Genomic DNA, 13,403 nt, shown 5'->3' with positions numbered 1-13,403 from the left:
GCTTGCTAATTCGCCGTTTTGTTTATTTAAGAAGCAGTTAAACTAAAAACTGTGTTTTTTTACTTTACCTTTGAAAAAAGCTCTATATAATTCGTCGTCATTGCAGGGGCGTAGTTCCAATTGGTAGAACAGCGGTCTCCAAAACCGACGGTTGGGAGTTCGAATCTCTCCGCCCCTGCCATTTCTTCCTTCTTTACTTTAATCGCAAATCTCCCTATATTACTTGCTCTTAATCATGATTGAGTTGTTATGAATCCAAGTTACGCTGCGATATTCTCTGTACAATCTTTAGAGTTGAATCAACACTATCGAACTGCGCCTGATGCTTCTGGCGAACAGATACCAAACACTCAACAAGAAACATTGACGCTTCCGTTACAGTTTCACCAAGACCTCGAAAAAGCATTTGCGCCGTTAGTTATTACTCAAATCGTTAAAACAGCAAATATTAGCTGGCAAGAGGGTTGCTTAGGCTTACCAAGCGATAAGCTGAATGGCGAACAGAAAAAACAACTTTGGTCTTTAATCGGTGAACAACTTGATAAGCTTTAAACCTGTAGATGCAACCTATATTAGCCAGTTAATGGCTATCGAAAACGCCTGCCATAGTCACCCGTGGACAGAGAAAACTATGCTGTCGTGTTTAGCTGGGCGTTATTTTAACCTAGCTGCTTTTCAAGGTGATGAGATGCTAGGTTTTTATATTGGTGAACAAGCGGGCCCAGATTACACTTTAATGGATATTTGTGTTGCGCCGAAGTACCAAGGGCAGGGCATTGCTAAGCAGTTGTTAAATGCATTTATTGAGCACGGCGAGCAGCACCAAGCTGAAAACCTATTCTTAGAAGTGCGTGAGTCGAACGCTCCTGCTATTGGCCTGTATGAAAGCGCTGGCTTTTCACATATGTCGGTGCGCAAGAACTACTACCCAACCGCGACAGGCAACGAAGACGCTATTTTAATGGGGATGAGCTTTAGCCTTTAAGATGCTTCTTCAAGGGCATTGATAAGCGCATCGTAGCATTGCTCCACCTGTTCAGTTTGATTACTGCGTAGCGCATTTTCAAGCTGACCAGCTGTCTTATGAATGGCTTCAAAACTAAAACATCCCGCACTGCCTTTTAAGCTGTGTGCTAATGAACGTAGCGCTTCCCACTCTTTAGCGCGATACAACTGCACGACCTGGCTTAAGTAATCAGGTAATTTTGAGCGATAGTTGTCGTTAATTTGTTGGAACTTTTCACTTTTTAGTAAGTTTTCCCACTTGTTTTGACTATCTTTTTCAATGTGTAAGTAACTAACAAGCACTTGTTCTAGGGCATCTTTGTCGATTGGTTTGGCGAGTGCTTCATCACAGCCAGCTTCAATATAGGTGTCAACATCGGTCTTCATTACATTGGCCGTAAGCGCAATGATAGGGCCATCATAGGCTGCGTGACGTAGCATTTGCGTTGCTTCTAAGCCACCCATGACTGGCATCTGCATATCCATGATGATCAGCTGATAATCATTAACTAATGCCATTTCTACTGCTTCTGCACCGTTTTTCGCGATGTCAGGCTCAAGCCCCCAAGTTTGTAACAGTAGTTTGATCAGCAACTGGTTATCTGGGTTATCTTCGGCCACCAGTATATTGGCATCAAAACTGTTTGCTGCGAATGAAAGCTGAACGTCTTTACTTGGCGATAGTTGCTCATAGCTATGAATAAAGGCCTCGTACTTAAGCTGTTCGGCATTTAAGTGAGCAGCAACTTGTACGGTAAAACAACTGCCGTTTCCAGGTTCACTAATCAGTTGCACATCACCACCCAATAACTGGGCTAAGTTCTTCGATATACACAAGCCAAGACCCGTGCCACCAAAGCGGCGAGTTGTCGTCGCATCGGCTTGTTCAAACGGTTTAAATACCCGTTCGACTTCGCGCTCAGACATACCGATACCGGTATCTTGAATCGCAAATTGTAAATGCTGTTTTTCGCTGTTGTAGCTAATATCAATCGAGATACTGCCTTTCTCAGTGAACTTAACCGCATTGCTGGCAATATTGATCAAAATTTGTTTTAAACGTGTGGTATCGCTATTAATAGTTTTAGGTATTGGTAGCTTGTAGTTGATATTAAACGCCAGTTGCTTCTCATTAGCTAACGGACGAATAATCGAATCAATATCATGAATAAGCTGCACTACATTACATGGCCCGCGCTCAACGGCGAGTTTTTCAGCTTCAATTTTTGATAAATCAAGAATGTTATTGATGAGCTCAAGCAAGTGCTTAGAGTTACGTAAAATGGTGCTTAAATGCTGCTCATCATTCACCGCATCCTTGTTGTGCAGAAGTTGCTCTGTGAAGCCCATAATTGCGGTAAGTGGGGTACGAATTTCATGACTCATATTCGCTAAAAAGCGGCTTTTCAGTTGGTTTGCTTGCTCAGCTTGCGCAATGGCCACTTCTAGCTTGCTATTCATCGCTTCGAGGGCTTTAGTACGGCTTTCAACTTTTTCTTCTAGGTGGTGCTTATATTCTTCAAGCTCGTCTTGGTAATGACGAATTTGGTTCACCATGTGATTAAAGTCATTAAAAAGCACACCTACTTCATCATTTGTATGGGCGGGCAAATACACCGATAAATCACCATCACCAACTCGGTGACTTGCAGCCCCTAATAATTCGACTGGGGTGAGTAGTAAGTTGCGCACCACAATGTAGATCAAAATAGGCAGTGAAATCACCGAAATAATAACAATTAATGCAGTAATTAAACTGATAGCTTTACCAGACTGATATAGCAAATCTTTGGGAGTGGTAGAGATAAAATAATCACCGTCGGTCATTTGTACTGCGTAGATGATGCGCTCTTCTTTATCGATACTCGACAGCTCAATACTGGCTAGTTTGCCGTAATCGGCCAAACTCTTAATTTGTTCAAGCTCGTATTCACTTAGGTAACTGCCGCGTAGGTCATAGTCTGAGCTAAATAAAATTTGCCCTTTAGTGGTCAAAAACAAATTTAGAGTGTTATTAAACGGAGCTTCTAAAATACTGGCATTTAATATCGACGGTTCAACATGAACAACAATAAACCCAAGTTGCTGCGGCTGTTTTAAGTAGTAATCGATATTATAAATGGGGTGCACAAAGTACAGGCTAGTTGAGCCATCTTCTTTGGAGATCATAAATTGCTGTTGGCGCAAATTTGATTGCAGTACTTGATCAAAAAACGGGTAACTTTTTGGCGCAGGGGTTAATTGGCTTGAATAAAATGCATCGCTTTTACCGTCTGGGGCAACATAGTTAATGCTCACTATATCAGGGTAAGCTTCTGAATAGCTTGCAAATACATTCATTAATTCGCCAAGGCGTTCAATGTATTGATTTTTTGATTCAGGTTCGCGGGCTAAAAAGTCTGCTAATACAGGGGAGGTCGAAAGCAAGCGGGTAATCGAGTGAAATGAGTCAATGTAATTGAAGATTTTTTGCTGCTGTTGCTCAACAAAGCGACTGACAATCAGCTCAGCTTGTTTTTTTGTTGAATTGGTCACATTGGTTAACGTAAAGCCACCTAAAAACAACAAAGGTAAGATCACTAATGGTGTGATATACCATAATAATCGAATACTGAGCTTACTGGTTTTCATGACCTAAATTGATATCCCTCCGTGCAATTTATCAATAGTATGCGTTACAACTTGATTACACAAGCTTAGCAAAAAAGTGAACAACGAAAATCCGCAACGAAAGGTGAATAATTACTTACAATCGCTGCTTTTTTGGCTAAGACAAACAAGGTATAATACTTGGCAATTCTATTTTATTTTTACAGTGCGCACCGAGCTTTATAATTTATAAGGCAGTTAAGTGCGCTTTGTTATGACTAAAAGCAGCTTACATGTCTAATTTAACTACCGAAATTAATAAACGACGCACCTTTGCGATCATCTCGCACCCGGATGCGGGTAAAACCACTATTACAGAAAAAGTTCTGTTATTCGGACAAGCGATTCAAAAAGCGGGTACCGTAAAGGGTCGTGGCTCAAACCAGCACGCAAAATCAGACTGGATGGAAATGGAAAAAGAACGTGGTATCTCGGTAACTACGTCTGTTATGCAATTTCCTTACAATGAGCGTCTAGTTAACTTACTTGATACTCCAGGACACGAAGACTTCTCTGAAGATACTTATCGTACACTGACTGCGGTTGACTCATGCCTAATGGTAATCGACGCAGCGAAAGGTGTTGAGGATCGTACTCGTAAATTAATGGAAGTAACACGTTTACGTACCACACCTATCGTAACTTTCATGAATAAGTGTGACCGTGATATTCGTGATCCAATGGAGTTATTAGACGAAGTTGAAACTGAGCTAAACATTGCCTGTGCGCCGGTAACTTGGCCAATTGGTTGTGGTAAAGAGTTTAAAGGTGTTTACCACATTCACCGTGAAGAAACGATTTTGTATAGCACAGGTCAAGGCCACACAATTCAAGAAGTGCGCGTTATTAAAGGTTTAGATAACCCAGAACTTGATGATGCTATTGGTAGCGAACTTGCTGAGCAGCTTCGTGAAGAGCTAGAGCTTGTCATTGGTGCATCGCACGAGTTTGATTTAGATCAGTTCTTAGCTGGCGAATTATCACCTGTCTACTTTGGTACAGCACTTGGTAACTTTGGTGTTGACCATGTTCTTGATGGCTTAACTGAGTGGGCTCCTGCGCCATTACCACGTGAAACAGAAGACCGCCAAGTTGCGGCAACTGAAGATAACTTCTCTGGTTTCGTATTTAAAATCCAAGCGAACATGGACCCTAAACACCGTGACCGTATCGCCTTTATGCGTATTGTATCTGGCAAATATAGCCAAGGTATGAAGATGAACCATGTTCGTATTGGTAAGCAAGTCAGTATTTCTGATGCGGTAACCTTCATGGCCGGTGACCGTGAGCGAGCGCAAGATGCTTACGCAGGTGACATCATTGGTTTACACAACCACGGTACAATTCAAATTGGTGATACCTTCACGCAAGGTGAAAAAATGAAGTTTGGTGGTATTCCTAACTTCGCGCCAGAATTATTCCGTCGTATTCGCTTAAAAGATCCATTAAAACAAAAGCAATTGTTAAAAGGCTTAGTTCAGTTATCTGAAGAAGGTGCTGTGCAAGTATTTAGACCGCTTATCAATAACGACCTTATCGTAGGTGCGGTCGGTGTACTACAGTTTGACGTAGTTGTTGCGCGCTTAAAAGCAGAATACAACGTTGATGCGATTTACGAAGGTGTGAGTGTTAACACTGCACGTTGGGTAAGCTCAGACGATACCAAAAAGCTTGAAGAGTTTAAGCGTAAGTGCGAAAGCAACTTAGCGCTTGATGGTGGCGATAACCTTACTTATATCGCCCCAAGCCGTGTAAACCTAAACTTGTCGATGGAACGCTATCCAGATATCAAGTTTAACCATACGCGCGAAAACTAATACGCTAAGTCTGCTTCAAATTTAAGTGCCCGTACAGCGGGCCATAAAGGTAAAAATTACAATGAATATTCGTACTCTTTTAATCGACAAAGCTATTGCTGCTATGGTTGCAGCAGGATTACCTGAAGACACTAATCCAGCGGTAACACAAAGCACACGTCCACAGTTTGGTGATTACCAAATCAATGGCGCAATGGGCGCGGCTAAAAAATTAAAATCAAACCCGCGTGAACTTGCACAAAAAATTATCGATAACCTAGACCTTGCAGATATCACAGAAAAAACTGAAATCGCGGGCCCTGGTTTTATCAATATTCACTTAAAGCCTGAGTTTTTATCAGCTAGCTTAAAAGCGGCAAATGAAGACGAAAAGCTAGCAGTTGCGCCTCATGCAACAGCGCAAAAAGTAGTTGTTGATTACTCATCACCTAACCTTGCTAAAGAAATGCACGTAGGCCATTTACGTTCAACCATCATTGGTGATGCAGTTGTTCGTGCTCTTGAGTTCCGTGGTGATGAAGTTGTTCGTCAAAACCATATGGGTGACTGGGGTACTCAGTTTGGTATGTTAATCGCGCACTTAGAAGATCAAATCAACCAAGGCGTAGACTTAGAGTCTGTAGCGCTGGCCGATCTTGAAACCTTCTACCGCGATGCGAAAAAACGCTTCGATGATGAAGACGGTTTTGCCGACAAAGCCCGTAATTACGTTGTTAAATTACAAGGCGGCGACGCACACTGTGAAAAACTTTGGAAGTTATTCATTGCCACTTCTGTAAAGCACTCTGAAGAAGTTTACATGCGCCTAAACGTAACACTTACGCAAGATGACATCATGGCAGAAAGTGCTTACAACAGTGAACTTGCAAACATCATCGCACTATTAAAAGACAAAGATATTGCTGTTGAGTCTGATGGTGCGCAAGTGGTGTTCTTAGATGAACTAGCTAACAAAGACGGTGAGCCTTCAGTGTTTATCGTACAGAAATCAGGTGGTGGTTTCTTATATGCAACAACTGACTTAGCTGCTTGTGATTACCGTTCAAATAAACTGGGTGCTGATCGCATCTTAATCTTTGTAGATGCACGTCAAAGCTTACACTTTAATCAAGTTGAGCTCACAGCACGTAAAGCCGGTTTATTACGTGATGAAACAAGTTATGAATTTTGCCCATTCGGCACCATGATGGGTGAAGACGGTAAGCCATTCAAAACACGTACTGGCGGTACCGTTAAACTTGCTGATTTACTTGAAGAGTCAATCACGCGTGCAGCAGCTAAACTTGCTGAGCGTGAGTCAGATTTAAGCGACGAAGAGCGTAGCGAAATTGCCCGCAAAGTAGGTATTGGCGCAGTGAAATATGCGGATCTTTCTAAGCACCGTACTAGCGACTATATCTTCAACTGGGACACGATGCTGAGCTTTGAAGGTGCTACAGCACCTTACTTACAATATGCATACACACGTGTTCGCAGTATTTTCCGTAAATCAGGTATCGATGCAGCGTCATTAACAGCAGATATTGCAATCAACGAGCCACAAGAAAAAGCGCTGGCACTTAAACTTCTTCAGTTAGAAGAAGTACTCGATCTAATGATCAGCGAAGCGACACCGCACGTATTATGTGGATACCTATACGAACTAGCAAGCCTATACATGACGTTCTATGAAGCATGCCCAGTTCTAAAAGAAGGCGTAGAACCAAGTGTTCGTGACAGCCGTTTAGTACTGTGTAATTTGGTTGCTAAGACATTGAAGTCAGGATTGGATCTTTTAGGTATCGAAGTCATGGAGCAAATGTAATCTGCTTCGTGTAGTTCGCTTTAGCTGCGTTAATGAGTTTATTTAGCCTAAGTCACATACAAAACACGTATGCTCCTTGGCATAAATAAACTCATTGCCTTGCTAGCACTCCTACACTTGCAGAAAGTATAAGAACTCATAGGGATAAGTCGGTTTTCCGTCTTGTCTTAGGCTAAACTACTTAGGTAAATTCTGCTTCGTAGGTTGGGTAGAGCGCAGCGAAATCCAACATAAATCGAAGGCTCTAGACTCTAGGCGCTAGGGGAGTAGCTTGTAGAACCTAGAACCTAGAACCTAGAACCTAGAACCTAGAACCTAGCACTGTAGGTTTGGTAGAGCGTAGCGAAACCCAACAAAATTGACAGCTCAATAACCTTGATTAATCTTTAGCTGATAGCTGATAGCTGATAGCTGATAGCTGATAGCTGATAGCTGATAGCTGATAGCTGATAGCTGATAGCTGATAGCTGATAGTAGCGATAGAGGGAATTTTATGAAACTTGAAGATATTCGCCGTGAATATTTACAGGATGGTTTATCTGAAGACATGCTTGATGCGTCTCCAATCAAGCAGTTTGAAAAATGGCTTGAGCAAGCTGTTGCCACTAATCTGCCTGATCCTACGGCGATGGTCGTCGCAACGGTTGATGAACATGGTCAGCCTTCACAGCGTATTGTGCTGTTAAAGCATCTTGATGAAAATGGCTTTGTGTTTTTTACCAATACCGGCTCGCGCAAAGCGCAGGAGCTTAAAGGTAATAACAAAATTTCTCTCCACTTTCCGTGGCACCACATGGAGCGACAAGTCATTGTCTATGGTGAAGCTAAACCTTTACCAACAACTGCTGTGGCTAAGTACTTTTTATCGCGTCCTAAAGAAAGCCAGTTAGCTGCATGGGCATCTCAGCAAAGTCGTCCTGTGTCATCGCGTAAGGTACTAATGGAAACATTTGCGAAAATGAAGCAAAAGTTTTCAGAGGGTGAAATTCCATTGCCTGATTTTTGGGGAGGCTACTGTGTTGAGCCTACTAAAATCGAATTTTGGCAAGGCGGAGCACACCGCTTACACGACCGCTTTATGTATCAACGCCAAGCCGACGGTAGTTGGCAGTTTGGTCGTTTAAATCCGTAAATGCGTTTTATCGATTCCCACTGCCACCTTGATTTTAGCGAATTTGATGAGACTCGCACAGAGCTCATCAAGGCATGCAAGCAAGTAGGGATCGAGCATTTTATTGTGCCGGGTGTGAGCTTGGCACAATCTACAAAACTATTCTCTTTTGCTAAATCAGAGCCAAGTATTTCAGTTGCTTTAGGCTTACATCCTTATTTTTTATCTGACCACCAAGCTCATCACCTCGCTGAACTAGAGCAATTAGCGAAAACCCATACTGGGCAGTTTATTGCCATCGGTGAGTGCGGACTTGATCGCAGTATCGACAACCTCGATAAACAAACGCAGCTTTTTGAAGGGCAGATAGAGCTTGCCAACCAACTCGCTTTACCACTGATTGTACATCACAGACAAAGCCATGACTTAATTGCTCGCTCATTTAAGCGCTGCAAGCCAAAGTATGGAGGTGTTATTCATGCCTTTTCAGGTTCAGAGCAACAAGCTCATAGTTATATTAAACAAGGGTTTAAGCTTGGTGTTGGTGGCGTGATTAGTTACCCGCGCGCTGCTAAAACTCGTAAAGTTATAAGCACAATTGAACCGCAGTATTTAGTGCTTGAAACCGACTCGCCATCAATGCCGCTAGCTGGTTTTCAAGGGCAGATTAATACACCACTTAAGGTGCGTGATGTATTTGCTCATTTATGTGAGCTTAAAGGCGTTACAGGCGATACAAAGCAGAAATTGGCTGCTAAACTTTATGATTCTTGCTCTGCACTTTTTTTGATGTAACGGTTGATTTGCCAGTGTTTTAAGCCGCGCCCTAGCTGCCAAGTAAAAATACAGGTGATCACTAACATTAATAACACTTGGCGACCTAAATCATGAAAACTACTGTGGCTGGTTGCAATAGAAGCCTGCGTTAAATAGGTAATCGACACAAAGCCAATTGGCCTTTCATCATCACTTATCACCGGCTCTACAAATGGGGTTTTAAGTTTGCTGATACCCGGCGTTGAATCAGGTAATAAACCAAAAGTGTGGTGACTTTGCCAATTATCGCTGGCCGCAATTTGAATACCTTGTTGATCGTAAATCGTTGCCGCTAAAACATACTCATCTTCAGCAATATGATTACACAAAGCATTTAACTCTGGTTTGTTTTTTTCTTGCAGTGGGGTTTTTGCATTTAGTGCCATAAACTTGGTTAAGCTTATCGCGGTGCTGTCAGCACTATCATAAAGTAATTGGTGGCTTTGAAAGCTACTATTCATGGCAACCCAACTTAACAGCACAAAACAGGCTGCAGCCAAGCTCAAGCGCACAACACGTTGGCGATAAGTGGCTGAAAAGGGAATTTTAAGTTGGTTATTTTTCATAGTCACCGTATACGTTACTGACAGCTTTTAAATTTGATGGTACAACATGATAACTTTAACAGCCCCTTGAGTGCGAGTGCCAAATGCACGACCAAGGACAGACATAAGTCTAATGTGGAGCCACTATGTCACAGCTTAGCTTAGCTGCTACACCTTCAGCAAATCTAGCAGAACAAATCAGCCTAAATTGCTGGTATAAAATTGAAAACAAACACCTTATTACAACAGACTTTACGCCAAAAGCAAATCAAGGCGTGTTCAGTGTTGCCTTTGGTAATGAGCTTAATGCTGAGCAATTACTTGCTATTAGCGATTTTTTAGCAGCGCAAGGGTTTAGCAATTTATCGCTTTGTTGTTATCAGCCAATCTCAGACATGCCAGTAGCGTGGAGCTTTCATAGCGATACAACAACAGCACTAAGCCCTTTGGTATTAGTTGAGTTTGCTAAGCAATTGGGTATTCAACTGGTGCAATTAACAAATCCACCAACAGTGAATGAACCAGGTTTATTGCTGATGGATATGGACTCAACAGCCATTACTATCGAGTGCATCGACGAAATAGCGCGCCTTGCCGATGTTTATGACGAAGTTGCCGCTGTAACCGCACAAGCAATGGCCGGTCAGCTGGATTTTGCACAAAGCTTAAAGCAACGTGTCGCTAAGCTTGAAGGTATCGATGTAGACTTAATTGATGGCTTAAAAGCGCGTTTACCGCTAATGCCGGGCGTGAGTGAATTATGCCAATACCTAAAAGCGCATAACTGGCATTTAGCAATAGCATCAGGTGGTTTTGTGCCATTTGCTGAGCAAGTACAGTCACTGCTTGATTTAGATGAAGTGCATGCCAATACCCTTGAATTTAAAGATAACTGTTTAACAGGCAAGGTCATAGGCACGATTGTTGATGCTGAGGAAAAAGCTCGTGTACTTAAACGAATCGAACAAAAGCTTACATTAAACAACCGCCAAACTGTTGCTATGGGTGATGGTGCGAACGATTTGAAAATGATGGCTGCGGCAGGGCTTGGTGTTGCTGTGCATGGTAAACCTAAAGTAGTTGAGCAAGCACAAACTGCAATTAATGAAGGCTCATTACTGCAAGTTGCTTACTTACTCTCTCTACCGTTAGATTACTCGCTTTAACCAAGTCGCTTTGCGTTTGCTCATTTCATTGATCAGCCTTTGGTCAATATCAAAATGGGTAAGCGCTTCTTCGGTTATATCAATTAAATCACCCACACCAGCTACTGCCCATAGTGCTTCTTCTAAGTCTTTTGCTTTATGTAATGCGTACTGACTAATATATTTGAGTTCATTCGCTAAGTAATCAATATCAGGGCGACCAGTTCGTGATACATATAAACGAAATACAAAGACTAAATCGTTTTTCAGCGCTTTTTTCACAAACAAAGTTTGTGGTTTGTAATCATCTTCACTAATACAGCGGCTGGTAATTGCATCGCTTATTTCGGCTTGGCGCGGATCAAAGCGAACAAATAGGGTAAATGGCAGAGGTGGATCTTGGCGACTACGGTCTTTGATCAACGGGGTGATCACTTCTGTAATTTGATCCGTTGATAAGAATCCGTCGATGCTGGTTGTTTCGTTCAATAACGCAAAATTTTGTAGTAGTACATGAAGAGGGCTTGGATATAAGCCTTGGCCAATAGCGCCAGCTTTAAAGTGGGCAGCTTCTTTATGTAAATAAAACGGGAATTGGCATACGCTTTTGGTCACCATATTTCTGAGTGCAGTTGATAGCCCCGGAATTTTAGGGGTTTCTTCACAAACACGTAATTTGTCTTTGTTGTTATCGATTAATACGGTGAAAAACTTAATCGCCATATGCGGTAAGTCACCAACTTTATGCACTTTTAAATTTACTGTTGTCAGTGATTTACTTATAGCCATTACTTCATAAGCCAGATTTGTTAAATCGTGCTTTTTGGTAATTTTTTGCAAATCAGGCAAGTTTAGTTTGATGATATCGCCTTTTTTGAACTCAACCGGTTGGTCGCATTCAATTTGCAAGCCCATCACAGACAAATCACGAGTATGGCCTGTAATTGTTTGCTCATGATGTTCAATGCTGATAGCTGTTTTGTATAAATAGCGTTTATGAGCACGAAGGTTCACATACTCAAGCGCCACAGGCTCTAAATGAGGAGGCGTTTTATGCTTACTGTGACCAAACTGTTTAAGTTGGTTTACCGCATCTTTATTATAATCAAGCTGTTGGTATGTTTGTTGTTCAAACTTAGTACCCACCGAGGTCAAAATCAGTAGATATTTAACATCTTTAATCAACCCCTGCACCCGTGGTGTCGGTGGCTTATTTAGTTTTTCGATGTTTTTACCAGCACTGCTTGGTAGCGACAGCGGAATATACGAATCTTCCGGATGGCTTGGCATCAACTGAAGCTTAAAGCATTGCCAACTGTCTTTTTGGCTACCAAAGCCGAAAAATAAATCTCTCAGTTGTGGTTGGCTATCAAGCTCAGTTCGTGTAGCTGAGTAGTAATAAATTTTGCCAGCAACGGTATGAGTGAAGGTGTACAGGTATTCTTCTTTTACCGCATCTGGTGAACTGAGCAAGTGACCTAAACGTTGCTGATTTATAATGCTATATAAGCATGACAACTTACGCTCATCACAAAAATAGCGCTGAATAAAAATGTTATTTTCTGTGGTTAACGCAAGGCTAGGATAAAGCTTGTCGCCTTGTAAGCTCAAAAAAGTATAAAGCGAGGTAACACGTGGAATGTAGTATTGCTCGTAGCCTTTCGATACAACCGCATCTAAGGTATTGTCTAAGTTCACTTTATAGCGACGTTTATTACCGTGAATAAAGCTTTCTAAGAACTCATCAAACTTATCATTATTTTCAATAAAGGTGCGCTTTAAGCGTACATGGTTGTATTCACGGGATACTTTTTCTACCGCAACCACTTCGTATTGAATTCCGTTTTTTAAGCCCAGTTCAAAATCTTGCTCTAGGCCAACTAAGCGCAGACCAATTAATTGGCCTTTTTTAACTTTATACCGTGGTGCTAACTTGATTTTTGCGCCACTTAAAGAGATATCAGAGGTGGAAGCTGCAACCTTATTGTCTTTATCTAGTTCAACGGTAATTTTAATTGAGTAGTTCATCCGCTCTTCGCGGCGACTTTCATAGGATGCAAACTTAATGACCTTGGCTGACTGCTCTGTCGTGGTACTATCGTCAGTTAAAGCTTGTTCAGCGGCTTTTTTTTGCATTACGCGGTGATTGTTTTCGGTATTCATTACCGCTTCGTAAACGGCAAGGGTGTAACCACCGTGGCGCTTTATAGCATCTTCAAACACTTCAATGGCTGTATCGTCCATAAAGTGTTGCTTACCATCATATTCGTAGGGTTTGACTTGGCCGGTTACCTGGCCACGTAAATCAATAAAGCGTGCTACAGGCTGAGATAAGCGCGACATTTCCATTTTGATCAGAAACTGCTCTGGCTTAGTTAAGCTAGCTGTCTTTGATTTAAACAGTTTGTCGAACTGGGGAGTGCCTAAATGTGCCTTTAGTTCTTCAACTAGGCTTTCATATTTAAGCAGTATGTCTTCAGCCATTTATAAAACCATCACCGTCTATATAAA

General features: G+C 41.8%; 10 protein-coding genes and 1 tRNA gene. 8 read left to right on the top strand and 3 right to left on the bottom strand.

The genetic code is table 11. The annotated features are described in order from the left end of the window. Positions 1-104 precede the first annotated feature (104 nt). The 3 genes from AN394_RS05680 to rimI all read left to right on the top strand — a co-directional run bounded on the left by AN394_RS05680 (position 105) and on the right by rimI (position 985). Positions 105-181: transfer RNA gene (locus AN394_RS05680), tRNA-Trp, on the top strand. 68 nt (positions 182-249) lie between these two features. After that, a complete protein-coding gene (locus AN394_RS05675; RefSeq protein ID WP_055020976.1) occupies positions 250-552 on the top strand; it encodes a hypothetical protein in 303 nt (100 codons plus the stop codon). Beyond that, positions 539-985, top strand: coding sequence for a ribosomal protein S18-alanine N-acetyltransferase (rimI, locus tag AN394_RS05670; RefSeq protein ID WP_054551230.1), 447 nt, complete (start codon positions 539-541; stop codon positions 983-985). The genes AN394_RS05675 and rimI overlap by 14 nt, the downstream gene beginning before the upstream one ends. Here rimI and AN394_RS05665 read toward each other — a convergent pair. Beyond that, on the bottom strand, positions 982-3,636 hold the full coding sequence (locus AN394_RS05665; RefSeq protein WP_055020975.1) for a hybrid sensor histidine kinase/response regulator: 2,655 nt from the start codon (positions 3,634-3,636) through the stop codon (positions 982-984). The two genes, rimI and AN394_RS05665, sit on opposite strands and share 4 nt — an antisense overlap. Before the next feature lie 251 nt (positions 3,637-3,887). Here AN394_RS05665 and prfC point away from each other — a divergent pair, with 251 nt between their 5' ends. From prfC to AN394_RS05645, 4 genes are all read left to right on the top strand, one after another. Then, the gene (prfC, locus tag AN394_RS05660) at positions 3,888-5,471 is read left to right on the top strand and encodes a peptide chain release factor 3 (protein WP_055020974.1); all 1,584 of its coding nucleotides are present in this window, start codon (positions 3,888-3,890) and stop codon (positions 5,469-5,471) included. Positions 5,472-5,532: 61 nt separating this feature from the next. Then, positions 5,533-7,275 (top strand): arginine--tRNA ligase, encoded by a 1,743-nt coding sequence (gene argS, locus AN394_RS05655; RefSeq protein ID WP_055020973.1) that lies wholly within the window; start codon positions 5,533-5,535, stop codon positions 7,273-7,275. Between the two features lie 493 nt (positions 7,276-7,768). After that, positions 7,769-8,407, top strand: coding sequence for a pyridoxamine 5'-phosphate oxidase (gene pdxH / locus AN394_RS05650; protein WP_055020972.1), 639 nt, complete (start codon positions 7,769-7,771; stop codon positions 8,405-8,407). After that, positions 8,408-9,181 carry a TatD family hydrolase gene (locus AN394_RS05645; RefSeq protein WP_055020971.1) on the top strand — a complete coding sequence of 258 codons (774 nt, stop codon included), beginning with the start codon at positions 8,408-8,410 and terminating at the stop codon, positions 9,179-9,181. Here AN394_RS05645 and AN394_RS05640 read toward each other — a convergent pair. Next, a complete protein-coding gene (locus AN394_RS05640; protein ID WP_054560826.1) occupies positions 9,148-9,768 on the bottom strand; it encodes an AhpA/YtjB family protein in 621 nt (206 codons plus the stop codon). The two genes, AN394_RS05645 and AN394_RS05640, sit on opposite strands and share 34 nt — an antisense overlap. 125 nt (positions 9,769-9,893) lie before the next feature. Here AN394_RS05640 and serB point away from each other — a divergent pair, with 125 nt between their 5' ends. After that, positions 9,894-10,913, top strand: coding sequence for a phosphoserine phosphatase SerB (gene serB, locus AN394_RS05635; protein ID WP_055020970.1), 1,020 nt, complete (start codon positions 9,894-9,896; stop codon positions 10,911-10,913). On the opposite strand, the gene AN394_RS05630 is transcribed toward serB, so the two are convergent. Continuing rightward, complete coding sequence (locus tag AN394_RS05630) at positions 10,896-13,376, bottom strand: PilZ domain-containing protein (RefSeq protein WP_055020969.1); 2,481 nt, start codon at positions 13,374-13,376, stop codon at positions 10,896-10,898. The genes serB and AN394_RS05630 overlap by 18 nt on opposite strands. Between the last annotated feature and the right edge of the window lie 27 nt (positions 13,377-13,403).

It is taken from the genome of Pseudoalteromonas sp. P1-26, from assembly GCF_001401795.1.
In the GTDB taxonomy this organism is placed as follows: domain Bacteria; phylum Pseudomonadota; class Gammaproteobacteria; order Enterobacterales; family Alteromonadaceae; genus Pseudoalteromonas.
This window is presented reverse-complemented; position numbering and strand designations above follow the sequence as displayed.

Coding starts and splice junctions, on each gene's coding strand:
- AN394_RS05675 (WP_055020976.1), top strand. CDS start 250: ATGAATCCAAGTTACGCTGCGATATTCTCTGTACAATCTTTAGAGTTG.
- AN394_RS05665 (WP_055020975.1), bottom strand. CDS start 3,636: ATGAAAACCAGTAAGCTCAGTATTCGATTATTATGGTATATCACACCA.
- prfC (WP_055020974.1), top strand. CDS start 3,888: ATGTCTAATTTAACTACCGAAATTAATAAACGACGCACCTTTGCGATC.
- argS (WP_055020973.1), top strand. CDS start 5,533: ATGAATATTCGTACTCTTTTAATCGACAAAGCTATTGCTGCTATGGTT.
- pdxH (WP_055020972.1), top strand. CDS start 7,769: ATGAAACTTGAAGATATTCGCCGTGAATATTTACAGGATGGTTTATCT.
- AN394_RS05645 (WP_055020971.1), top strand. CDS start 8,408: ATGCGTTTTATCGATTCCCACTGCCACCTTGATTTTAGCGAATTTGAT.
- AN394_RS05640 (WP_054560826.1), bottom strand. CDS start 9,768: ATGAAAAATAACCAACTTAAAATTCCCTTTTCAGCCACTTATCGCCAA.
- serB (WP_055020970.1), top strand. CDS start 9,894: ATGTCACAGCTTAGCTTAGCTGCTACACCTTCAGCAAATCTAGCAGAA.
- AN394_RS05630 (WP_055020969.1), bottom strand. CDS start 13,376: ATGGCTGAAGACATACTGCTTAAATATGAAAGCCTAGTTGAAGAACTA.